Source organism: Amycolatopsis sp. NPDC104819 (genome assembly GCF_055583145.1).
Map to the genome: position 1 here is coordinate 1 of NZ_JBVJON010000029.1, position 20,293 is coordinate 20,293.

Sequence of the window (20,293 nt, forward strand, 5' to 3'; positions counted from 1 at the left end):
CGGTCCCATTCCGAACCCGGAAGCTAAGCTTGACAGCGCCGATGGTACTGCAACCGAAGGGTTGTGGGAGAGTAGGACACCGCCGAACTTAACGAGCAGTTAGGCCCCGGTCGAGGACCAGTGATGGTTCTCCCGGGGCCTTTCTGCATGCCCGGAAACTGCCGGGCTAGCCGGCCCGCCGGCGCAGCAGGTAGGTGTCCATGATCCAGCCGTGCTCCTCACGAGCCTTCGCCCGCCGCTCGCGGATCTCCGAAGCCAGCTCCGCGGTCAGCGGACCCGAGATGAGGATCTCGTCGGGCGTGCCCACGTAGGCGCCCCAGAAGATCTCCAACCCGTCTGCGGCGAACCGGTCGAACGTCGTGTGCGCGTCCAGCAGGACGAAGACGTCGTCGACGTCCTCGGGCCAGCCCGACTGCAGTCGCCGGCCCGTGGTCAGCTGGACCGCGCGGCCGATCTGGTTCATCGTCGTCCGGTGCCGGGCCACCAGCGCCGAGATGCTGCTGATCCCCGGGATCACCTCGTACTCGAACTCGGCCTTCCCCCGCGCCAGCACCGCCTCGATCAACGCGATCGTGCTGTCGTAGAGCGACGGGTCGCCCCACACCAGGAACGCCCCGGTCTCGGCCGGCCCCAGCTCCGCGAGGATCAGCTCCTCGTACACCGCCGCCCGCGCCGCGTGCCAGTCGGCGACCGCGGCCCGGTAGTCGGCCGGTGTGCGGTCGCGCGGCGGGTCCTCCGCCAGCACCACCCGGTACCCCGGCCGCGTGACGAACCGGTCGAGGATCTCCTGCCGCAGCCGCACCAGATCGGCCTTCTCGGTGCCCTTGTCGAGCACGAAGAACACGTCGACGCGGTTGAGCCGGTCGATCGCCTGCACCGTCAGGTGGTCCGGGTCGCCGGCGCCGATCCCGATCGCGTAGAGCTTGCGCATGCCGCGAGTCTGACGGGACCCGATGGAGAACCCCTACCCCCAAGGGGTATAAAGGAAAGAGCACGAAGGGAGTTGCCGATGACCGAGACGACCTACTCCGTCGAAGGCATGACCTGCGGGCACTGCGCCAGCTCGGTCCGTGAAGAGGTCTCCGAGCTCAACGGTGTCCGGCAGGTCGAGGTCGACGTCGAGAGCGGCCGCGTGACCGTGACCAGCGACGTCCCGCTGGCGGCCGACGCCGTCGCCGCGGCGGTCACCGAGGCCGGCTACCGCCTGGTCGCGTGAGCCCGGCCGAGGTGACCACCGCGGAGCGCGTCGAGCTCGCCATCGGCGGGATGACGTGCGCGTCCTGCGCGGCCCGCGTCGAGCGCAAGCTCAACAAGGTCGGCGGAGTGACCGCGACGGTCAACTACGCGACCGAAAAAGCGCAGGTCAGCTACCCGAGCGAGCTGTCGGTCGACGATCTCAAGGCCGTGGTCGAAGCCGCCGGGTACTCCGCGCGGCTCCCGGAGCCGGAAGCGCCCGACGAGACGAGCACGCTGCGCAAACGTTTGCTGCTCTCCGCGGTGCTCACCGTCCCGTTGGTGGCGCTCGCGATGGTCCCCGCCTGGCAGTTCGACTACTGGCAGTGGGTCTCGCTGGTCCTCGCGGCCCCGGTCGTGACGTGGGGCGCGTGGCCGTTCCACCGCGCCGCCGCGGTGAACCTGCGGCACGTCACCGCCACCATGGACACGCTGATCTCACTCGGTGTCATCGCTTCGGTCGTGTGGTCGCTGTACGCGCTCTTCTTCGGCATGGCCGGCGAGATCGGCATGCGCCACGGCTTCGAGCTGATCAGCTCCGGCGCGGCCGGCGACAGCCTGTACTTCGAGGTCGCGGCGGCCGTGACCACGTTCATCCTGGCCGGCAGGTACTTCGAGGCCCGCTCCAAGCGCCGCGCCGGCGCTGCGCTGCGGGCGCTGATGGACCTCGGCGCGAAGGACGTCACAGTGCTTCGCGGCGGCGAAGAGCGCCTGGTCCCGATCACCGAGCTCAAGGTCGACGACGTCTTCGTGGCGCGGCCCGGTGAGAAGATCGCCACCGACGGCGTGGTCGTCGAAGGCGGCTCCGCGGTCGACACCGGGATGCTCACCGGTGAGTCCGTGCCGGTCGAGGTCGGGCCGGGTGACGGCGTCACCGGCGCCACCGTCAACGTCGGCGGGCGGCTGCTCGTGCGGGCCACCCGGGTCGGCGCGGACACGCGGCTGGCGCAGATGGCCCGGCTTGTCGAGGCGGCGCAGAACGGCAAGGCGGAGGTCCAGCGGCTCGCCGACCGGGTGTCGGCGGTGTTCGTGCCGGCCGTCGTCTTCGCCGCGCTCGCCACGCTGGTCGTCTGGCTGGCGACGGGCGGGCCGGAGGAGGCGGCGTTCACCGCGGCCGTGGCCGTGCTGATCATCGCGTGCCCGTGCGCGCTCGGCCTGGCGACCCCGACGGCATTGCTGGTCGGCACCGGCCGTGGCGCCCAGCTGGGCATCCTGATCAAGGGGCCCGAGGTGCTCGAGTCCACTCGCCGGGTCGACACCGTGGTGCTCGACAAGACCGGCACCGTCACCACCGGCCGGATGACGCTCGTCGAGGGCGACGGCGAGGTGCTGCGGCTCGCGGGCGCCGTCGAGGCCGCGTCCGAACACCCGATCGGCCGCGCGATCACCGACGCCGCCCGGGAGCGGTTCGGTGTGCTGCCCACCGTCACGGAGTTCCGCAGCACCGCCGGGGTCGGGGTGTCCGGCCTGGTCGAAGGCCGCACCGTGAGTGTCGGGCGCGCGCCGGGCGGCGAAGTGACGACGGTCGCCGTGACCTGGGACGGCGAGGTCCGCGGCACGCTGGCCGTCGCCGACACGATCAAGCCGACGTCCGCCCGGGCGGTCGCCGAGCTGCGCGAACTCGGGCTGACGCCGGTGCTGCTGACCGGCGACAACGAGGGAGTGGCGCGGGCGATCGCCGCCGAAGCGGGGATCGACGAGGTGATCGCGGGGGTGCTGCCCGAGGAGAAGGTCGCCGTCGTCCGGCGGCTGCAGGCCGAGGGACGCGTGGTGGCGATGGTCGGCGACGGCGTCAACGACGCGGCCGCGCTCGCCCAGGCCGACCTGGGCCTGGCGATGGGCACCGGCACCGACGCGGCGATCGAGGCGGGCGACCTGACGCTGGTCCGCGGCGACCTGCGCGCGGCGCCCGACGCGATCCGGCTGGCCCGCCGGACGCTGGCGACGATCAAGGGGAACCTGTTCTGGGCGTTCGCGTACAACGTGGCGGCGCTGCCCCTGGCGGCGCTCGGCCTGCTCAACCCGATGATCGCGGGCGCGGCGATGGCGTGCTCGTCGGCGTTCGTGGTGAGCAACAGCCTCCGGCTGCGCCGGTTCCGCTGACCCCCGCCGATACGTGGGGAGGGTATAGTCGACGTCGAGGGATGCCGACAACGGGACAGGTGGGCGATGACGGGTTACGGCACCGAGCGGGAGGCCTATCTCAAGCGCCTGCGCCGCATCGAGGGGCAGATCCGCGGGCTGCAGCGCATGGTCGAGCAGGACAAGTACTGCATCGACATCCTGACCCAGGTCTCGGCGGCGACGAAGGCGCTGCAGTCGTTCTCGCTGGAGCTGCTGGACGAGCACCTGGCAACGTGCGTGGTCCAGGCGGCGGCCAATGGCGGCGAAGAGGCGGATCTGAAGGTCCGCGAAGCCTCGGACGCGATCGCGCGGTTGGTGCGGTCCTAGGAGCGGCCTGGCTGTGCAGCGGCGCGAGAAGCGATCGGACGGCTGGTGGCTGAGGCGAGGAAAGTCCGCGAGTTCGAGCCTGGTCCCGCAGCCCGGTAGCTCGGCTGCCGCCTGGCTCGCGGGCCAGGCAACCCCCGACCGCCCAGCAGTTCCAGCCTCAAGGCCCCGCCCGCGTCTAACGCACCAGCACCGCCAAGGTCAGCCCGCCCGCGTTGGTCGTGAAGTGCACGACCACCGACGCCAGCACCCCGCGTCCCGTGTGGCGCCACCAGTGCAGGAAGATCCCCGCCACCCCCGCCGCCGCCATCGCGAGTACCTGCAGCACGACCACCGGTGTTGAGCCGAACACCGCGTGCACCGCCGCGTTGCGGCCGATCGCCAGTGCCGGGAGAAAATGCCAGAGGCCGAACAGGGCCGCCGCTCCCAGGATCGGGGGCCAGCGCCAACGGTCGTTGCTTGCTCCCAGCAGCGCCGGGAGGACTCCGCGGAACGCGATCTCCTCGATCAGGACCGTCCCGAACAGGATCCGGCCGCAGGTCAGCCACAGCAGCTGGCCGAAGTCGGGCGTGCCGACGCGGCCGTCCTGGTACACCGTGCGCAGCGCCGGCACCGCCAGCGCGATGCCGAACACCACCGCCACCAGCGCCGCTCCGGCCAGGCCCACCAGCAACGGCCGCCGGAACTCACCCAAGCCCAGGTCGCGCCACGAACAGCCCGCCGCGCGGCCCAGGGCGACCAGCACCAGCGCGGCCACCACTCCGCACACCGGGTACGCCCAGCCGGGCAGCACGCGGTTGGCCAGCGTGGTCGACGCGGCCAGCGTCACCACCGCCGCGAGCAGGGCGAACACCCGGAAGTACTGCGAAACTCTGGCCAAGCACTCAGCCTACGGCGTCCGACAGGTCGTCCGCCGGTGATCGTCGCTGGACCGGGACTCTCTTCGACATCGGGAGCGTGGCTTCGGGGTCGAACGGCGCCGGCTGTTCGTCGAGCGCGACGGCCGCTTCGGCCAGCAGATCACGGCAGCCGGTGAGGCTCGCGTGGAGCTTGTCGCGGACCTCGGTGAGGGCCGCGACCTCGCGTTCCGCGGCGCCGACCAGCGTTTCGCCGCGGCTGGTCGCGTCCGCGACCAGCCGGTCCGCCTTCGCCCGGGCGGCCGCTTCCTGCTCGGCCAGTTCACGCATCGCGTCCGCGCGGCGGATCGTCATCGCGCGCGTGTGATCCTCTTCCTGCTGCGCGCGGCGATGCGCCGCGGCTTCGTCCAGCTCACGGCGACGCTGTTCGGCCGCCCGCACGAACTCCTCGTGCTCCACCCGGCGGCGCTCGCCCTCGGCCTCGGCCTCGGCGACCAGCGTGCGTTCCTTCTCGGTGAGCCGGACCGCCTCGCGCTCGGCCTCGAGCCGGATCCGTTCGGCGTTTTCCGTTGCGCGCGCGGTGATTTCGGTCGCTTCCTCGCGGGTGAGCTCGATCATCCGGCGCGAGCGCTCCTGCAGCGCGTCCGGCTCGATCGGGGTCCGGCTGATCCGGTCGATCTTCACCCGGAGCTCACGGTTGCCCTCCGTGAGCGACTCCGCGCGCCGCCGCGCCGAGTCGCGTTCGGCGGTGAGTCTTTGGATCTCGGCTTCGGCCCACTCGACGTATTCGACGACCTGCGCGCGATGAAAACCGCGCCACGCCAGGTCGAATCCGGGCCGCGTGCGCGCCACGTCCTCGCCACCGCCGGGGGCCATGCCACACCTCCGAATTGGATGGTTTCTCCTCGGCCGCACGTTTTCCTTGCGGTGCCGGGGATTTCCGTGTGCACCCCAGTGTGCCGCAAACCCGGCCCCGCGCGCCGCCCGGGCGGGTGATCATTCGTCGAGCGGTTCCCCGGGACCGGTGGACGTGCTCCGGACGCCGGGCAGTTCGGCGAGCTCGGCGGCCAGGTCGTAAAGATCACCACGGCCGTCGAGGCGCATGGTCACGACCGCGATCCGTTGCCCCTCTTCGGAAAGAGACTCGTGGTCGACGTCGACGTGCTGCACGCTCCAGCCTCGCCCGGTGCAGGCGGCGAGCGCGGCGCGCAGCACACCGTGGCCGTCGAGGTAACTCAGCTGGATCACCGGTGGCTCGCGGCGGTGGCGGACGACGAACCGCTGCAACGGCGGAAAGCCCCTTGTCACCACGAAGTGCCCGATCGTCGTGGCGACCGCGAGCACCGGCAGCCCGGCGCCGCACGCCGTGCCGACCGCGGCGGTGAGCCAGATCGTCGCCGCCGTCGTCAGGCCGCGCACGGCGTCGCGGCGGACGAAGATCAGCCCGCCGCCGATGAAGCCGATGCCGGACACGATCTGCGCGGCGATGCGCGACGGGTCGAGCGCGACGTGGTCGGTGCCGAGCAGGTCGGCGAAGCCGTACTTCGACACCAGCATGAACACGGCCGAGCCGACGCCGACCAGGCTGTGCGTCCGCAGGCCGGCGGCCTTCATGCCGGCCTCGCGCTCGAGCCCGATCGCGACGCTCAGCACCAGCGCGAGCAGGACCGGCGGCAGCAGCTCCCACTGCGCCGAGGTGGACCACAGTGTGGGCAAGATCATCCTCCCTGCCTTCCCCGGCGGGCGGCGCGCAGGGCCGCCACCTGGGGATATCGAGCCGACAGGAGGTGATCGTGCCAGGGCGGGACGCGCGCCGCCGCAGGAGTGGACGGCGTCAGCCGCCGGGCGGGGTCACCGTCAGCAGCGCGGCCAGCGCGAGGACCACGACGCTGAGCACGACCTCCACCGCGACCGCCTGCCGAAGCTTGCGCAGGCTCGTCGTCACGGTCTTCGTGCTGCCCTCTTCCGGCCCGGTCAGCCCGCGGCGCACCGCGCGACGCGACCGGCTCGCCACCGCCAGCAGCGCCGCGAAGCCGGCGATCTTCAGCAGCACCAGCAGGCCGAACGTGCTGGTCCAGAGGGTGGACAGGGACGGCATGATGCGCAGCGCGAGCACCGCGCCGCTGATCGCGATCGCCGTGACCGAGCCGGCCGCGAGGCGCGAGAACTTGTCCGCGACCGGCACCAGGTCCTCGCCGGGCGCCGGCCGGTACAGGCCGAGCGCGAGCTGGACCAGGCCGCCCGCCCAGATCGCGATCGCGCCGAAGTGCACGAGGTCCGCGGTCACCGAGACGAACATGATGGGGTCGGTGACCGGGTGGCCGGTGGCCGAGAACGTCAGCAGCACCAGGAAGCCGGTCACCATCAGGAGGTTTTCGTAGCGGGCGCGCAGGCGGTCGGGCAGGCCGGGCCGCAGCAGGCGGGGCAGCAGCACAGTCAGTGCCGCGACCGCGGCCAGCCGCAGGAGCAGCAGCTTCCCGTAGGCGACGCGCAGCGTGTCCGCCAGCAGCCCGGGGTCGGTCACGGCACCGAGGCCGCGCCCGGCCGCGTACGGGCCTTGCAGCAGGAAGGTCGCCACCGTGGTCACCACGACCAGGCCGGCGCCCCAGTGCAGCAGCCGCCGCGCGCGGGGGTCGGTGCGGGCCGCCGGGCGGCACAGCACCACGAACGCGAGGCCGCCGAGCAGCACGACCCCGAGATAGGCCAGCCAGCGCACCGCCGTCGACACGGTGTTGACGCCGGCGTCGGTGCCGGTCGCCGCGGACACCGCGCCCGCCGACGTCACCAGCGGCCCGGTGCCGAGGACAAACGCGAACGTGCCGCGCACCGGGTGGGAGTCGGCCGAGACGAACGCGTATTCGACGAGGTAGGAGCCGTCCGGCAGGTTCGGCTCCAGCCGCACGGCGACCTGCTCGGCGACGTCGCCGGGCTGGAACACCGGCCCGGACTCGACCTCGCGGCCGCTCAGGTCGACGACCTTGATCGACCCGGGCTGGATGCCGATGTTCTCCGAGAGGGTGACCGACACCAGGGGCGGCGCCGCGCTCAGGCGGGCGCCGTCCCCGGGGGTCGACGAGATGATCTCGACGTGGGCCGAAGCCGGGGTGGCGCCGAGCACCAGCCAGCCGATGAGGAAGGCCAGCAGGGCCAGCGCGCGCTTCACGACGCGGCGAGCGCCGGCTGCTGGTGCTTCGGCAGGCCGCAGGTGCAGCCGGTCAGCTCGTGCTCGGCGACCGAGGCCCGCCGGTGCAGGATCATCGCCACGATCATCGGGATGGTGACGATCGTGTTGTAGAACAGGTGCAGCTCCACCCGCGGCACGAGCAGCTGGATGATGCTCGTCGGCACCTTCTGCCCGGCCAGGCGCCAGCCCGACTGCGCCTGGATGAACAGCAGCAGGTGCTCGATGTGGTGCCAGAACTGGATGCCCAGCGCGAGGTTCCACCATTGCCGCGAGCGCCCGGCGAAGCCGTGCCGCAGCACCCACAGGAACACCAGCATCACCAGCGCGTAGCCGTAGTGCAGCCACTCCTGGGAGATCAGCCACGGGAAGGGCATGCCCAGGACGCCGCGCGCGTCCGGGGTCTTCCAGCCCAGCACGTAGATCTGGAACGCCTGCACGACGTGCTCGGCCCAGTGCCCGATCACGATCACCATGAACACCGTGAGGGCCCGGTTGTGGTACTTCCCGTTCAACGTCCCCAGGAAGCCGGCCGGCCGAACGAACTCGGAGGTCGACATGTACTTGCTCCTTCTCGAAGACCGAAAAGTCGGCTTCCTCGAAGATAGGTGGCCGGGGCCCCGATCCGGTTACTCCAGATTGCCCAATTACGCGGAACCGGTCGTCACCCGGGGTGGGTGGCGACCGTTTCCGTGGTGACGAGGGGTCAGTGCATCGCCAGGCCGTCTTCGATCTCCGGCTTCGGCGGGATCCGGAACAGCTTGGTGAACAGCTCGAGGTGCTCGAACTCGCCCTCGATCCGGACGCGGCCGGTCGCCATCGCCTCGGCCGCGGTCAGGTTGCCGTTGACCAGGTCGATCAGCTCCGGCCCCTGCGGCTCGATGACCAGGTCCGCGGCCGGGTGGTCGCCGCCGCTCACCTTGAGCGTGCCGTCTTCCACCATCGCGTGGATGATCAGCGAGTCGCTGTGGCGCAGCACGTAGGTCACGTGGACGCCGCGCGCGGCCTCCTCCTGGAACGTCGCGTAGAGCGAGAGGATCGCGGCGTCGTTGGTGAAGACGTCGCCGTCGGTCGGGTAGCCGAGCGAACGCGCGCCCCAGAGGCCGAGGTCCAGCATGATGTGGTCGAGCTCGCTGCCGTACTCGGTGAGCTCGTAGACCAGGCCGGCGTCGAGCTGCGGGAGCACCCGGCGCCGGACGACCCCGGCCTGCTCCAGCTCGTTCAGCCGCGAGGACAGGATGCTCGCCGGGATCCGGGGGAGCCCGAGCTGCAGGTCGGTGTAGCGTTTCGGGCCGAGCATCAGGTCGCGGATGACGAGCATGGACCAACGCTCGCCGATGATCTCGAGAGCACGGGCCAAACCGCAGAACTGGCCGTAGGTGCGAGTGGTCGTCATACTCGATCCTCACTTGGTCTCGGGGTACGGGCCGGGCGGGAGCCCGCGCACTGCCCTTCGCGATCCAGAGTGACGAAGCACCGGCGACGGCGACCAGTGCGCTACACCCGGTTCAAACGTGTGTTTCCCACGAAAAGTCGTGCGTTTTGCACGTCCGCTTCCGTGGACGGCGCACTGGCCGCAGGTCGGGGCCACGGAGAAGAATCCAGGTTCTCGGATCGCGCGCACCGGAAACTGGAGTGCAGATGAGCGGATCAGCCGTCCAGCCCGCCCCGCTTCCCCGGCGAGCCGAGGCCCCGCCCGCCGGGACCCCGGTACTCGCCTTCAAGCGCCACCTCCGTGCCGAGGTGTCCGCCGGCAAGGGGGCGTACCTCTTTTCCGAGCAAGGGGTCATCGCGATGCGCGGCGCGCGGATCGAGTCGCTCGCGCCGCTGCTGGACGGCACCCGGGAGCTGCGGGAGGTGCTGCGGGCCCGGCCCGACGGCATGGCGCCGGAAGAGGTCGCCGCGATCGTGGCCGAGCTGCTGAACGCGGGCCTGGTGTCCGTCCGCCCGGCGCCCGAACCGGCCGCCGACGAGCGCGAGCTGGCCTACTGGGACGCCTGCGGCATCGACGCGGCCTCGGTCGCCACGCGCGCCACCGGCTCCGGGGTCCGGCTGGTCTCCGTCGGCGAAGACGTCGACACGGGCCCGGTCGAGCGCGCGCTGGCCGACGCCGCCCTCGAGATCGCCCCGCCCGGGTCGGCGCCCGAAGAGGTGGACCTGAGCATCGTGCTGTGCACCGACTACCTCGACCCGCGGCTGGGCGAACTCGACGCAGAGCACCGGCGGACCGGCCGGCCGTGGCTGCTGGCCCGGCCGTTCGCCGCGCAGGTGTGGATCGGGCCGGTGCTGCGGCCCGGCGAGTCGGCGTGCTGGCACTGCCTGACCAGCCGCCTGTGGGGGCACCGGCACGCGGAGGCGTGCGCCCAGGAGCTGCTCGGCCACGAAGGCCCGGCGCGCCGGCCCGCCGTGGCCCTGCCGTCGCTGACCGCCGCGGCGGCGCACCTGATCGCGCTCGAGGCGCGGAAGTGGCTGGCCGGCTACCGCCACGGCGGCCAGGACAGCGTCTGGGTGCTCGACACACTCGACCTGCAGGGCAAGCTGCACGAGCTCCGGCGCCGGCCGCAGTGCGCCGGCTGCGGCGACACGTCGCTGATGGCCGCGCAGGCGGCCCGGCCGATCCGGCTGGAGCCGGCGCGCAAGACGACGTCGAGCGGCGGCGGGCACCGCACCGCCACCCCCGCGCAGACGCTCGAGCGTTACGGGCACCTGGTCAGCCCGATCACCGGCATCATCAAGGAGATCCGGCGCGACCCGGGTGCGCCGCCGTTCGTCAACGCCTACCGGTCCGGGTTCAACGTGGCGCGCGGGATGACCGGGATGGCCGGCATGCAGGCCGGGCTGCGCACCGAGAACGGCGGCAAGGGGGTCGGCCCGATCGACGCCGAGGTCGGCGCCCTCTGCGAGGCCGCGGAACGCTTCTCCGGCAACTTCCAGGGTGACGAGCTGCGCGTCCGGGCGTCGATGGACGAGCTGGGCGCCGAGGCGGTGCACCCCAACGACTGCATGCTCTTCGCCGAGCGCCAGTACCGCGAGCGGGCCGCCTGGAACGCCGCGCACGGGACGTTCCAGCACGTCGGCGACCGGTTCGACCCGTCGGCTCCGGTGGACTGGACCCCGGTCTGGTCGCTGGCCGGCCGCCGCCGGCTGCTGCCCACCGGCTTCCTGTACTACGGCACGCCGTCGCGGTGCGGTCTCCGCGGGATCTACGCCGACTCCAACGGCGCGGCCGCCGGCAGCAGCCTCGAGGACGCCATCCTGCAGGGCACGCTCGAGCTGATCGAACGCGACGCCGTCGCGCTGTGGTGGTACAACCGCACACCGGTGGCCGGGGTGGACCTCGGCTCCTTCGGCGACAGCTGGCTGGACGAGACGGCGGGGCACTACGCCGCCATCGGCCGGCAGCTGTGGGTGCTGGACGTGACCTCCGACCTCGGGGTGCCGGTGTTCGTCGCGCTGTCCCGCCGGACCGACGGCCCGCACGAGCACATCATGTTCGGCTTCGGCGCCCACCTCGACCCGCGGACCGCACTGCGGCGCGCGGTCACCGAGCTGAACCAGATGCTGCCCGCCCTGCTTTCGCAGGGGCACGGCTTCGACGACCCGGACGCGGCCCGCTGGCTGGAATACGCGACCGTCGCCAACCAGCCGTACCTGCGGCCGGCCGCCGGGCAGCGGATGCGGACCATGGCGGACTTCCCTTTTGTGCACCGCATGGACGTGCGCGACGACGTCCTGGCGCTCGAGCGCGTCCTGGCCGCCGCGGGCACCGAGCTGCTCGTGCTCGACCAGAGCCGGCCCGACCTCGGGCTGCCCGTGGTCAAGGTGCTGGCGCCGGGGTTGCGCCCGTTCTGGGCCCGGTACGCGCCCGGCCGGCTGTTCGACGTCCCGGTGCGGCTGGGCCGGCTGGCGGAACCGACGCCGTACGAGCGGCTCAACCCGTTCCCGATGTTCCTCTAGCACACTGTGTGCGTCGAACGACGAACCCGTCGTGAACATAGGAGTTGTGTTGACTGCCGAGAGCCCGGGAGGGCACGCCGAGACGGTCCGGCTGTGGTCGCTGACCGAGGACACGCTGCTCGAGGCCGGTGACGACGGGTCACTCGTCGCGATCACCTGGTGGGGTGAGTACGAGTTCCCGGACACCGCCGACGGCGTCCGGGAGGCACTTGGCCGGCTGGCCCTGGGCCCGGTGTCGATGGCCAACCTGGCGGTTTCCAGTGGCGAGCGCGGCGACGCGTGGCACTGGTCGCTGCGGAAGGTGCTCGCCCGGCTGTCCGGCTCGGTGGTGCACTCCCTCGCCTCCGAAGACGGCCTCGGGCCGCTGCTGTCGGCGATCCCCGTGACGCAGTCCCCGGCGTTCCAGGAGAGCCCGCTGCCGGCGGGGCGGCAGGTCCGGCTGTCCCGCCTCACCGCGTTGCGGGCCGAGGACGGCGCGCTGCTGGCGGAGTCGCCCGGAGCGCCGTACAAGGTGGCGCTGCTGCGGCCGCCCGCGGTGCTGGTCGCCTCCGCGCTCGCCGCGCCGAAGACCGTCGAGCAGCTGACCGAGACCAGCGGGCTGGCCGCGCCGGTGGTGGCCGCGGTGGTCGAGTTCCTCGTCGCCGCCGGGGTGGTGCTGCTCGCCGACGCCCACGGCGGGTTCGCCGAGTTCGGCGACCCGGAGACCGCGACCTGGTCGCACCCGGACCTGATGTTCCACTCGCGCAGCCGGACCTGGTTGCGGACCACGCTCCAGGAGGCCGGCGAGCAGCAGCCGGTGGTCAAGCCCGGCACCGGCGGGCCCACGTTCCCGCTGCACCGGCCGGACCCGGCCGTCCTGGCGGCGGAGGACCCGACGCTGACGACGCTGCTGGAAGGCGACCACAGCTGCCCGGAGTTCGGCGACCGGACCCTCGAGGCCCGGCAGCTCGGCGAGTTCCTGTTCCGCTCCGCGCGGGTCCGCTCGATCGGGCCGGCGCATCTGCCCGGCGGGCCGTCGCACGAAGCGTCCCAGCGGCCCTACTTCAGCGTGGCCTGCCTGTACGAGCTGGAGATCTACGTCGGGGTCAACCGCTGCGCCGACCTCGCCCGCGGCATCTACCACTACGACCCGCAGTGGCACACGCTCACGCTCATCAACGACGACTCGGGTGTCCTCGACGCGCTGCTGGACATGGCGATGATCGCGGCGGGCAGCCACCGCCGCCCGTCGGCGCTGCTGACGATGACCGCGCGGATGTCCCGGCTCGCGTGGGCGCTCGGCGGCGCCGCGTACGCGACGACGTTGCTGCACCTCGGCGCGCTCCAGCAGGTGTTCTACCTGTCGGCGAAGGCGATGGGACTGGCCGCGCACGCGGTGCCGGTGGACGCCGGCGACCGCGTCGACCGGGCGCTCAAGCTCGAGTGGCCGGCCGAAGTCAGCGTCGGCGAGTGCGTGCTGGACTTCCCCGGCTGACGTCCGGCCGCCCGAAATACCCCATCGCGGCGATCTGAGAAACCCCGCTCCGGCTGATAGATTGCAGTACTGGGGCTCGGCGCGTTTCTGGGGAGGCGCTGCGTGACAACAACTGCGCGACTGCACGAGGTAAGACTCCGGCCTGCGTTCGTGCCGCCGCGAGAGGCAGTTCGCTCCGGTCCGCGGCCGGACGCGGCCGGGCGGCCGCGCGACGACGACTTCCCGGTCCGGTTCGTGCGCGGGGTGCACACGGCCGTCTGCGTCGGCGTCGGCCTGCTCGGCCTGCTGGACCCGCTGCGGGCGACCCGGTCGTGGCCGGCGGCGGCCGTGGCGTGCGTCTGCGCCGTCGCGCTGATCCTGGTGCACCTGGCCTGGTTCGGGTACGGGCGCGGCCGGGCGCGTGGCCTCTCACTGGTGCTGCAGGCCGTGCTGGGCTCAGTGCCGGTGCTGTACTTCGGCGCCGAGTGGAGCGTGCTCGGCTGCTTCTTCCTCGGCAGCGTCCTGCTGGTGGCCAAGCCGCTCGTCTCGGTGCCGCTGCTCGTGGTCGTCCCGGGCGGGATCGGCGTGCTCATCGCGGAGGTGGGGACATCGGAGGCGGCCGTCGCGAACGGCCTGCACGCGACGGCGTTCACGGCCGCCGCCGCGGCGGCCCTGTTCGGCCTTTCGTGGTCGGCCCTGCTGGCCGCCGAACGCGAGGCCAGCCGGCGTGCGCTGACCGCGCGGGTGGTCGCCGAGGAGCGGAAACGGTTCGCCCAGGACACGCACGACCTGCTCGGGCTGAGCCTGTCCGCCATCACCCTCAAGGTCGAGCTGGTCCGGAAGCTCGTCGAGACCAAGCCGGAGCTGGCACAGCACGAGCTCACCGAGCTGGTCACCATGTCCCGCGAGGCGCTCGCGGACGTGCGGTCGGTGGCGGCCGGGAAGCGGGACCTCTGTCTGGCGGACGAGATCCGGGCGGCGGCCGCGCTGCTGGAGACGGCCGGGGCGAAGGTGCGTCTCGGCCAGAAGCTGCCGGAACACCTCCCCGAGCCGGTCGCCACGACCTTCGCCACAGTCCTGCGAGAAAGCGCTACCAACGTGGTGCGCCACAGCAAAGCGACGTGGTGCGAAGTCACGCTCGGGGTCACGAGGGGTGAAGCGTGGCTACGCGTGGCGAACGACGGCGTCACGAACGACGGTGTCGTGCCGGGCGGAACCGGCGACGACGGTGGGGAACACGGTGCGGGACTGCGGAACCTGGCCAACCGCGTCCGGCACGTCGGCGGTGAGCTCGTGGCGGGCGCGCAGCCCGGCGGCCGGCACGTGCTGCGCGCGGCCGTGCCGCTGGAGCCGTTCGTGCGGCGCCGGCGGGATCACCCGGTCTGGGTGCCGCTCAGAGCCATTCGGCGTCGGTGGCGATCCGGATCGCGTGCACGCGGTTGCGCGCGTTGAGCTTCGTGACCGACGCCGCCAGGTAGTTGCGGACGGTGCCGGGGGACAGGAAGAGGTCCGCGGCGATGTCGGCGACGTTGCGCCCGCGTGCGGCGAGGGCGAGGATTTCCAGCTCCCGCGGGGTCAGCGGGCAGTCGTCGGCCTCCCACGCCGACAGCGCGAGCTCGCTGTCGATGACGCGCCGGCCGATCGCGACCGAGCGCACGGCGTTGGCGAGCTTGTCCGACGGGGCGTCCTTGAGCAGGAACCCGTTCACCTTCGCGTCGAGCGCGCGGCGGACCGTGCCGGGGCGGCCCAGGCTGGTCAGGATCAGGGTGTGGCACTCGGGCAGGTGCTCGTGGATCTCGGTGGCCGCGGTCAGCCCGTCCTTGCCCGGGAGGTCGATGTCGATGACGGCGACGTCGGGGCGGGTCGACTTGGCGGCGGGCAGGATTTCGTCCCCGGAGTCCACCTCGGCGACGACCTCGATGTCGGACTCCAGGCTCAGCAAGGCAACCAGGGCTCCGCGGACCATGTCCATGTCTTCGGCTAGCAGAACCTTGATCACGTTGTTCCTCGCATCCCCCAGCCGAGTCAATTCCCGTTCGGAATTGTACGCCATACAACGTTGTCGCCCGAGGTTTCGCCGATCGGCCGGACGGGTGCGAGTAGCACCGCCGCGCCTTCCGCGACGGCAATTCCACCGTCGCGCAGTGTCGCTTGTGGTGGGTGGTCGCCCGTCCGGTCCCCCGGCAGCGGCGAAGGGCACCTTCCCGCCCGTGCTGCGAGGAAAGTGCCCTTCGGGGCGTGGGGGAACCTAGACGGCGACCGGACGCCGGGCCGGGGCGTGGCGCAGGTCGGGCAGCGCCAGCAGGACCGGCGGGTCGAACCCGTGCCGCGGCCGCAGCCGGACGTCGACCAGGCTCGCGGCGACGTCGCGGTGCACGGTCACCGGGCCGGAGAGCCCGGTCATCGGCCGCGGGCCGGTTTCGTCCTGCGGGCACGAGCCGTAGGCGTGCGCCATCACGTACCACGAGCCCACGGGCACGTCGGTCAGCGTGTACTGGCCCGCTCCCATGAGGATCGTGTACGCGGCGGGCGCGCCTTCGGCGATCTTGGCCGAGAAGAGGCCGACGAACACCGGCCCCGTCTGTACCGCGGGCGGGTGCCAGAGGTGCCCGCGCACCGTCCGGCCGGACGCCGTCACGCCGTCCCGCTCGGGAATCTCCGGCTGCCGGCCGCGAAGCTGCCGGTAGCCCCGCGGGGAGTGGCCCACGCTGCCGCTGAAGCGGGCGCTGAACGTCCCCACGCTGTTGTAACCGACCTGGTGGCTGATATCGGCCACGGAGGTCCCCGTGGTCGCCAGCAGCCGCTTGGCTTCGGCCAGCCGCAGGGCGGACAGGAACCGCCCCGGCGACAGCCCGGTCACCCGCAGGAAGACGCGGGTGAAGTGGAACTTGCTGAACATCGCGGCCCGGGCGAGGTCGTCGATGGTGAGGCGTTCGCCCAGGTTGTCCCGCATGGTCATGATGGCGCGTGCCACGGCCTGCCGCGCGATGTCATCCATGGTGGCCGTCCCTCCGCTCGCCGGTGCCTGCCGGACGCGTTCCCCAGTGAAGCGCGATCGACGGTGGCAAATGTTGGTATGCCAGAACTGTAGAACCGGAGGCGTCTACTTCTTAAGTGCTCAGTGCACCGTTGCGAATGGATTTCACAGGGTGCGGACATGCGTTTTGCACATGCCCCGGCCCGGGGTGTTCGGCGGGGGGTGAGCGGGTATGCATTCGTCATGTGCGAGGGGTGCGGCGTACGCGCTGCGCACTCGTTCGATCGCGCAAAGTGACGAAATTACCCTTTTCGGGCCCGGAATGTGCCCTCTGCTGGCCCGTTCGGCCCTGTGGTCGGCGACACACGGAGTAGGCATAAAACACGGTGCTCCGATGACGCGGGCACTGGCTCCGGAACACCCTGTGGCGGACTATTTAAGTCACGTGAAGCATTCTTCTTCGCCACTGGGAGTCCATAAATGTCCGCACAGCTTTCCGCTGATGTCCGCGCCCTTTTCGCCGAGTTCGGTATCGAGACCGAAAAGGTTGTCGCGATCAAATCCGGCCTCGTGATCGACCGCTTCGACCTGCCGGCGGGTTCGGCCCCCGTCCGCGACACGATCGGCTTCACCGGCGCCGACGTGCCGTACGAGGTGGAGCTGGCAGCCTGACTGGTATGGACCAGTATTCGTGCTGGTCCGCTCCGTGGTGAGCCGGTCATCGAGGACGCTCCGGCGTCCCGGTGGCCGGCTCGTTCGCGTTCCGGCCACTCACTGCCGGTGCCCATGGAAAAGTTTTTACCGTCTGTTTGCAAACGTTCTCTTTCCTCACGTCGGGTAGTCGGCTGACTGCCGGTCGGCGCACCCAGCGTGGTTTTCGGGCTTCTCGCTGTGCTTTTCCTGGCGACCCCCGATCGGGTGAACCAGTAACTCGTTTCAAATGTTTAACTGTGTTTTCTGGGGACTGGGGAGTTCGTGAAGGCGGAGGCGCTTCGTGATCAAAGTGCTCGTAGCCGAAGACATGCACATCGTCCGCGGCGCGCTCGTCGCGCTGCTGCGCCTGGAGCCCGACATAGACGTCGTGGCCGAGGTGGCCTCCGGGCCGGAGATCCTGCCCGCGGCGCGCTCCGCGGCCGTCGACGTGGCGATCATCGACATCGACCTGCCGGGCAAGGATGGCATCACCGTGGCCGGTGAGCTGCACGAGCAGCTGCCCGAGTGCCACACGCTGATCCTGACCAGCCTGGGGCGGCCCGGGACGCTCAGGCGGGCGCTGGACGCCAAGGTGGGCGGGTTCCTGCTCAAGGACGCGCCCCCGGACAAGCTCGCCAACGCCGTGCGCGGAGTGGTGGCCGGCCGCCGCATGGTGGACGGCGACCTCGCGCTGGCCGCGTGGGACAGCGCCGACTGCCCGCTGACCGCCCGTGAGCTCGACGTGCTGCGCATGACCTCGCAGGGGTACGGGACGGTCGAGGTGGCCGCCCGGCTGTACCTGTCCGCGGGCACGGTCCGCAACTACCTCACGACGGTGGTCGCCAAGCTGGGCGCGCGCAACCGGGTGGATGCGATCAGGCTTGCCCGGGAGTCGGGCTGGCTCTGACGGCTTTCAGGCCCGGTCGGTTGGATCGGCCGGGCCTGGCCGGGCGGGGGCGGCCGCGGGTTTGACTCGGGCTGGGCCTGGTCGGGCGGGCTTGGTCAGCCGGTGGCGGCCGCCGCCGGATTTGGCTGGGGCTGGGGCTGGTCGGACCCGGCCGCCGGACTCGACCGCGCCGAGGCCCGGTCAGACCGGGACGACCGCGCGCAGGCGGAACCGTCCGCCCGACTCGACCCCCGCCGTCAGCTCGCCCCCCAGACCCGACACGCGGTGGGACAGGTTGCCGATCCCACTGCCCGACGGGCCGCCACCCGAGCCGTTGCCGTTGCCGTTGCCGGACGACGGGTTCGCAGGCCGGGCGGGTGGCTCCTGGTCCTCCTCGGTCACACCGTCGTTGACGATGTCGAGCGTGACGCCCTCGTCCGTGCGGCGGATCGCGATCTCGCAGGTCTCGACCCGGCTGTGCCGGAGCACGTTGGTGACACCCTCGCGCAGCACCACGGCCAGCACCGTGCGCACCGGGGCCGGGAGCTCGTCTTGAATCATCTCCATCTGGACCCGGACGTCGGCCGCCGCGAGCACCGAGCGGGCCGAGCGGGTCTCGCTGTCCAGGGACAGCTCGCGGTAGCCGCTGGCCACCGAGCGTACGTCCGACAGGGCCTGCCTGGTCAGGCCCAGGATCTCGACCAGCTCCTCGGTCGCCCGGTCGCGGTCCAGTGGCAGGACCCGGGCGGTGAGCTCGCTCTTCAGCGCGATCGCCGAGAGGCTCATCCCGAGCAGGTCGTGCAGGTCGCGGGCGAACCGCAGCCGTTCCTCGGCGACCGCCATCTCGGCCAGCCGGCGCCGGCTGTGGTCCAGCTCGGCGGCCAGGCGGACCAGCCAGAGCATGGCGAACACGATCAGGCCGCCCACCACCGTGCCGATCGAGAACTTGACCGCGTACAGGGCTCCTTGCCCGGCCTGGCCGGCGATGTACTGCAGCCACAGGTAGACGCCGGTGTTGGCGGCGAACAGCAGCCAGCCCGCGGTCGGCGGCAGGACCAGCAGCCCGCAGCCCATGAGCAGGGACGGCAGGCTCGCCCAGTCGTGCTGCAGTGGCAGCAGCGGCAGGTAGATCAGGCAGGCCTGCACGAACAGCATCGCGACGCTCTGCGCCGAGCGCAGCCGGGTGGCCGGCCGGTTGAAGTAGGCGAACTGCAGGGTCAGCAACGCCGCCACGGAGCCCGTGACCAGCGCGATGTGCCACGGGTTCGACGTCAGCAGCAGTTCGTGCAACACGGCCGCCAGGCCGAGGAGGGTGAAGGCGACCGGCAGCAGCCGCCGGACCTGCCGCGACTCGGCCTGGTTCCGCTCGTCGCGGTCGCCGGCCGGCACCACCGGCTCCACGGTCTCCGGCAGGGGCAGCTCGACCCGCAGGCGGAACCGGCCGTCGTCGCCGAGCCCGGTGGTCACCGACCCACCCAGCGCGGCGACCTCGGCCGGGAGGCGGGCGAGCAGGTCGGACTCGTCGGGCAGCTCGGCGGGGTCGACGCCGTCGCTGACGATCGCCAGGCTGACCTGCCCGCGGTGCCGCCGGACCTCGATCTCGCAGTGCTCCACCTCGCCGAGCCGCAGGACGTTGGTGACGCCCTCCCGCAGCACCTTCGCCAGCAGCGTGCGGGCCTGGACCGGCAGCTCGCCCTGGTCCAGGTGGATCCGCACGGCGATGTCGGACGCGGTCAGCAGGGACTGGGCGGTGCGGAACTCCTTCTCCAGCGACAGCTCGCGGTAACCGTGGGACACGGCCCGGACGTCGGAGAGCGTGCGCTGGGCCGTGGCCGTCATCTCGGTGAGCGCGGCCTGGGCCTGGTCGCTCGACTTCCGCAGCAGGCGGTGCACCAGCTCACCCTTGAGGGCGATGGCCGACAGGCTGATGCCGAGCAGGTCGTGCAGGTCCCGCGCGAAGACGAGCCGCTGTTCGGCGACCGCCCGCTGGGCCAGTTCGGCGCGGGCCCGGTGCAGTTCCCTGATCGACCGGGCCAGCCGCGTGAGCAGCGCGAACGCCAGGCTGTAGAAGATCGCGCCGGCGACCGTGTACACCGCCAGCAGCGGGGGGTCGTACAGCAGCTCGACCCAGGTCAGGGCGCCGATGTTGAGGACGAACAGCGGCCAGGCGAACCGCGGCGGCAGCACCAGCAGGACCGCGCCGCCGAAGAACACCGGCATCGCGACCCAGAGGGCGTCGAACGTCAGGACCGGCAGGTAGCCCAGCACGGCCAGGACGATCAGCAGCAGCCGGCTCGTCGTGGAGCCGAGCCGGACCGACGGCCGACTGTAGTAGAGCAGCTGCACGGCCAGGAGCACGACGACCGCGGCGACCGCGTAGGCCGTCTCGAGCCGGGTGAACGGCAACGGCAGGATCGCGGCCAGCAGCTGGAAGCCGAAACTCGCGACGATCACCGTGATCATGGCGGCGGCGAGGTAGGCCGCCAGCTTCGGGCGCCGGTCGACGCTGCTGGTGCCCCTGGCCTCGGCGACGGCGGAGCGGCTGGACTCAGGGTCGAGTGCGGCTACCGGAGACATGTGCGGCGACCCTCCGGCAAGTCGGCGACGC

Annotated in this window: 18 protein-coding genes and 1 rRNA gene; 9 read left to right on the forward strand and 10 right to left on the reverse strand. The window is 71.8% G+C overall.

The features are described 5' to 3' along the window. Positions 1-88: ribosomal RNA gene (gene rrf / locus ACZ63E_RS45110) — 5S ribosomal RNA — on the forward strand; the annotation flags it as partial. A 78-nt stretch (positions 89-166) separates the two neighbouring features. Here the strand turns inward: rrf and cobF are convergent. Then, on the reverse strand, positions 167-931 hold the full coding sequence (cobF, locus tag ACZ63E_RS45115; RefSeq protein WP_465342469.1) for a precorrin-6A synthase (deacetylating): 765 nt from the start codon (positions 929-931) through the stop codon (positions 167-169). 78 nt (positions 932-1,009) lie between these two features. On the opposite strand from cobF, the gene ACZ63E_RS45120 reads away from it, so the two are divergent. The 3 genes from ACZ63E_RS45120 (at position 1,010) to ACZ63E_RS45130 (ending at position 3,684) form a co-directional block, all read left to right on the forward strand. Continuing rightward, on the forward strand, positions 1,010-1,216 hold the full coding sequence (locus ACZ63E_RS45120) for a heavy-metal-associated domain-containing protein (protein ID WP_465342470.1): 207 nt from the start codon (positions 1,010-1,012) through the stop codon (positions 1,214-1,216). Further along, positions 1,213-3,336 (forward strand): heavy metal translocating P-type ATPase, encoded by a 2,124-nt coding sequence (locus ACZ63E_RS45125; protein ID WP_465342471.1) that lies wholly within the window; start codon positions 1,213-1,215, stop codon positions 3,334-3,336. Before ACZ63E_RS45120 ends, ACZ63E_RS45125 begins: the two co-directional genes overlap by 4 nt. A gap of 66 nt (positions 3,337-3,402) precedes the next feature. Beyond that, on the forward strand, positions 3,403-3,684 hold the full coding sequence (locus tag ACZ63E_RS45130) for a metal-sensitive transcriptional regulator (protein WP_257920172.1): 282 nt from the start codon (positions 3,403-3,405) through the stop codon (positions 3,682-3,684). A gap of 175 nt (positions 3,685-3,859) precedes the next feature. Here ACZ63E_RS45130 and ACZ63E_RS45135 read toward each other — a convergent pair whose 3' ends face one another. The 6 genes from ACZ63E_RS45135 to ACZ63E_RS45160 form a co-directional block, all read right to left on the reverse strand. Beyond that, on the reverse strand, positions 3,860-4,561 hold the full coding sequence (locus ACZ63E_RS45135) for a CPBP family intramembrane glutamic endopeptidase (RefSeq protein WP_465342472.1): 702 nt from the start codon (positions 4,559-4,561) through the stop codon (positions 3,860-3,862). Positions 4,562-4,565: 4 nt separating this feature from the next. Then, positions 4,566-5,414, reverse strand: a complete 849-nt coding sequence (locus ACZ63E_RS45140; RefSeq protein WP_465342473.1) for a M protein — start codon at positions 5,412-5,414, stop codon at positions 4,566-4,568. A gap of 120 nt (positions 5,415-5,534) precedes the next feature. Beyond that, positions 5,535-6,260, reverse strand: coding sequence for an MgtC/SapB family protein (locus tag ACZ63E_RS45145; RefSeq protein ID WP_465342474.1), 726 nt, complete (start codon positions 6,258-6,260; stop codon positions 5,535-5,537). A 112-nt stretch (positions 6,261-6,372) separates the two neighbouring features. Continuing rightward, positions 6,373-7,701, reverse strand: coding sequence for a copper resistance CopC/CopD family protein (locus ACZ63E_RS45150; RefSeq protein WP_465342475.1), 1,329 nt, complete (start codon positions 7,699-7,701; stop codon positions 6,373-6,375). Continuing rightward, positions 7,698-8,279 carry a hypothetical protein gene (locus ACZ63E_RS45155; RefSeq protein WP_465342476.1) on the reverse strand — a complete coding sequence of 194 codons (582 nt, stop codon included), beginning with the start codon at positions 8,277-8,279 and terminating at the stop codon, positions 7,698-7,700. Before ACZ63E_RS45155 ends, ACZ63E_RS45150 begins: the two co-directional genes overlap by 4 nt. A gap of 146 nt (positions 8,280-8,425) precedes the next feature. Further along, positions 8,426-9,115, reverse strand: coding sequence for a winged helix-turn-helix transcriptional regulator (locus ACZ63E_RS45160; RefSeq protein ID WP_465313290.1), 690 nt, complete (start codon positions 9,113-9,115; stop codon positions 8,426-8,428). A 245-nt stretch (positions 9,116-9,360) separates the two neighbouring features. Here ACZ63E_RS45160 and ACZ63E_RS45165 point away from each other — a divergent pair, with 245 nt between their 5' ends. The 3 genes from ACZ63E_RS45165 to ACZ63E_RS45175 all read left to right on the forward strand — a co-directional run bounded on the left by ACZ63E_RS45165 (position 9,361) and on the right by ACZ63E_RS45175 (position 14,581). Continuing rightward, positions 9,361-11,676, forward strand: a complete 2,316-nt coding sequence (locus tag ACZ63E_RS45165; protein WP_465342477.1) for a TOMM precursor leader peptide-binding protein — start codon at positions 9,361-9,363, stop codon at positions 11,674-11,676. Between the two features lie 49 nt (positions 11,677-11,725). Next, positions 11,726-13,150 carry a SagB/ThcOx family dehydrogenase gene (locus tag ACZ63E_RS45170; RefSeq protein ID WP_465342478.1) on the forward strand — a complete coding sequence of 475 codons (1,425 nt, stop codon included), beginning with the start codon at positions 11,726-11,728 and terminating at the stop codon, positions 13,148-13,150. A gap of 150 nt (positions 13,151-13,300) precedes the next feature. After that, positions 13,301-14,581, forward strand: a complete 1,281-nt coding sequence (locus ACZ63E_RS45175) for a sensor histidine kinase (RefSeq protein WP_465342479.1) — start codon at positions 13,301-13,303, stop codon at positions 14,579-14,581. Here ACZ63E_RS45175 and ACZ63E_RS45180 read toward each other — a convergent pair. Both ACZ63E_RS45180 and ACZ63E_RS45185 read right to left on the reverse strand, forming a co-directional pair. Further along, positions 14,523-15,128: a response regulator transcription factor gene (locus ACZ63E_RS45180; RefSeq protein WP_285449135.1), complete on the reverse strand. Its 606-nt coding sequence runs from the start codon at positions 15,126-15,128 to the stop codon at positions 14,523-14,525. The two genes, ACZ63E_RS45175 and ACZ63E_RS45180, sit on opposite strands and share 59 nt — an antisense overlap. Before the next feature lie 249 nt (positions 15,129-15,377). Next, positions 15,378-16,127, reverse strand: coding sequence for a helix-turn-helix domain-containing protein (locus ACZ63E_RS45185; protein WP_465313286.1), 750 nt, complete (start codon positions 16,125-16,127; stop codon positions 15,378-15,380). A gap of 459 nt (positions 16,128-16,586) precedes the next feature. On the opposite strand from ACZ63E_RS45185, the gene ACZ63E_RS45190 reads away from it, so the two are divergent. Then, positions 16,587-16,778 carry a hypothetical protein gene (locus ACZ63E_RS45190; RefSeq protein ID WP_465342480.1) on the forward strand — a complete coding sequence of 64 codons (192 nt, stop codon included), beginning with the start codon at positions 16,587-16,589 and terminating at the stop codon, positions 16,776-16,778. Positions 16,779-17,100: 322 nt separating this feature from the next. Then, positions 17,101-17,706 (forward strand): response regulator transcription factor, encoded by a 606-nt coding sequence (locus ACZ63E_RS45195; RefSeq protein ID WP_465313284.1) that lies wholly within the window; start codon positions 17,101-17,103, stop codon positions 17,704-17,706. A 180-nt stretch (positions 17,707-17,886) separates the two neighbouring features. Here the strand turns inward: ACZ63E_RS45195 and ACZ63E_RS45200 are convergent, their stop codons facing one another. After that, positions 17,887-20,262, reverse strand: coding sequence for a sensor histidine kinase (locus tag ACZ63E_RS45200; RefSeq protein WP_465342481.1), 2,376 nt, complete (start codon positions 20,260-20,262; stop codon positions 17,887-17,889). Positions 20,263-20,293: the final 31 nt, after the last annotated feature.

Bases quoted from the DNA above. Each gene is read 5' to 3' on its own strand.
- ACZ63E_RS45155 (WP_465342476.1), bottom strand. From the start codon at position 8,279: ATGTCGACCTCCGAGTTCGTTCGGCCGGCCGGCTTCCTGGGGACGTTG.
- ACZ63E_RS45200 (WP_465342481.1), bottom strand. From the start codon at position 20,262: ATGTCTCCGGTAGCCGCACTCGACCCTGAGTCCAGCCGCTCCGCCGTC.
- ACZ63E_RS45165 (WP_465342477.1), top strand. From the start codon at position 9,361: ATGAGCGGATCAGCCGTCCAGCCCGCCCCGCTTCCCCGGCGAGCCGAG.
- cobF (WP_465342469.1), bottom strand. From the start codon at position 931: ATGCGCAAGCTCTACGCGATCGGGATCGGCGCCGGCGACCCGGACCAC.
- ACZ63E_RS45190 (WP_465342480.1), top strand. From the start codon at position 16,587: ATGTCCGCACAGCTTTCCGCTGATGTCCGCGCCCTTTTCGCCGAGTTC.
- ACZ63E_RS45140 (WP_465342473.1), bottom strand. From the start codon at position 5,414: ATGGCCCCCGGCGGTGGCGAGGACGTGGCGCGCACGCGGCCCGGATTC.
- ACZ63E_RS45185 (WP_465313286.1), bottom strand. From the start codon at position 16,127: ATGGATGACATCGCGCGGCAGGCCGTGGCACGCGCCATCATGACCATG.
- ACZ63E_RS45145 (WP_465342474.1), bottom strand. From the start codon at position 6,260: ATGATCTTGCCCACACTGTGGTCCACCTCGGCGCAGTGGGAGCTGCTG.
- ACZ63E_RS45120 (WP_465342470.1), top strand. From the start codon at position 1,010: ATGACCGAGACGACCTACTCCGTCGAAGGCATGACCTGCGGGCACTGC.
- ACZ63E_RS45130 (WP_257920172.1), top strand. From the start codon at position 3,403: ATGACGGGTTACGGCACCGAGCGGGAGGCCTATCTCAAGCGCCTGCGC.
- ACZ63E_RS45160 (WP_465313290.1), bottom strand. From the start codon at position 9,115: ATGACGACCACTCGCACCTACGGCCAGTTCTGCGGTTTGGCCCGTGCT.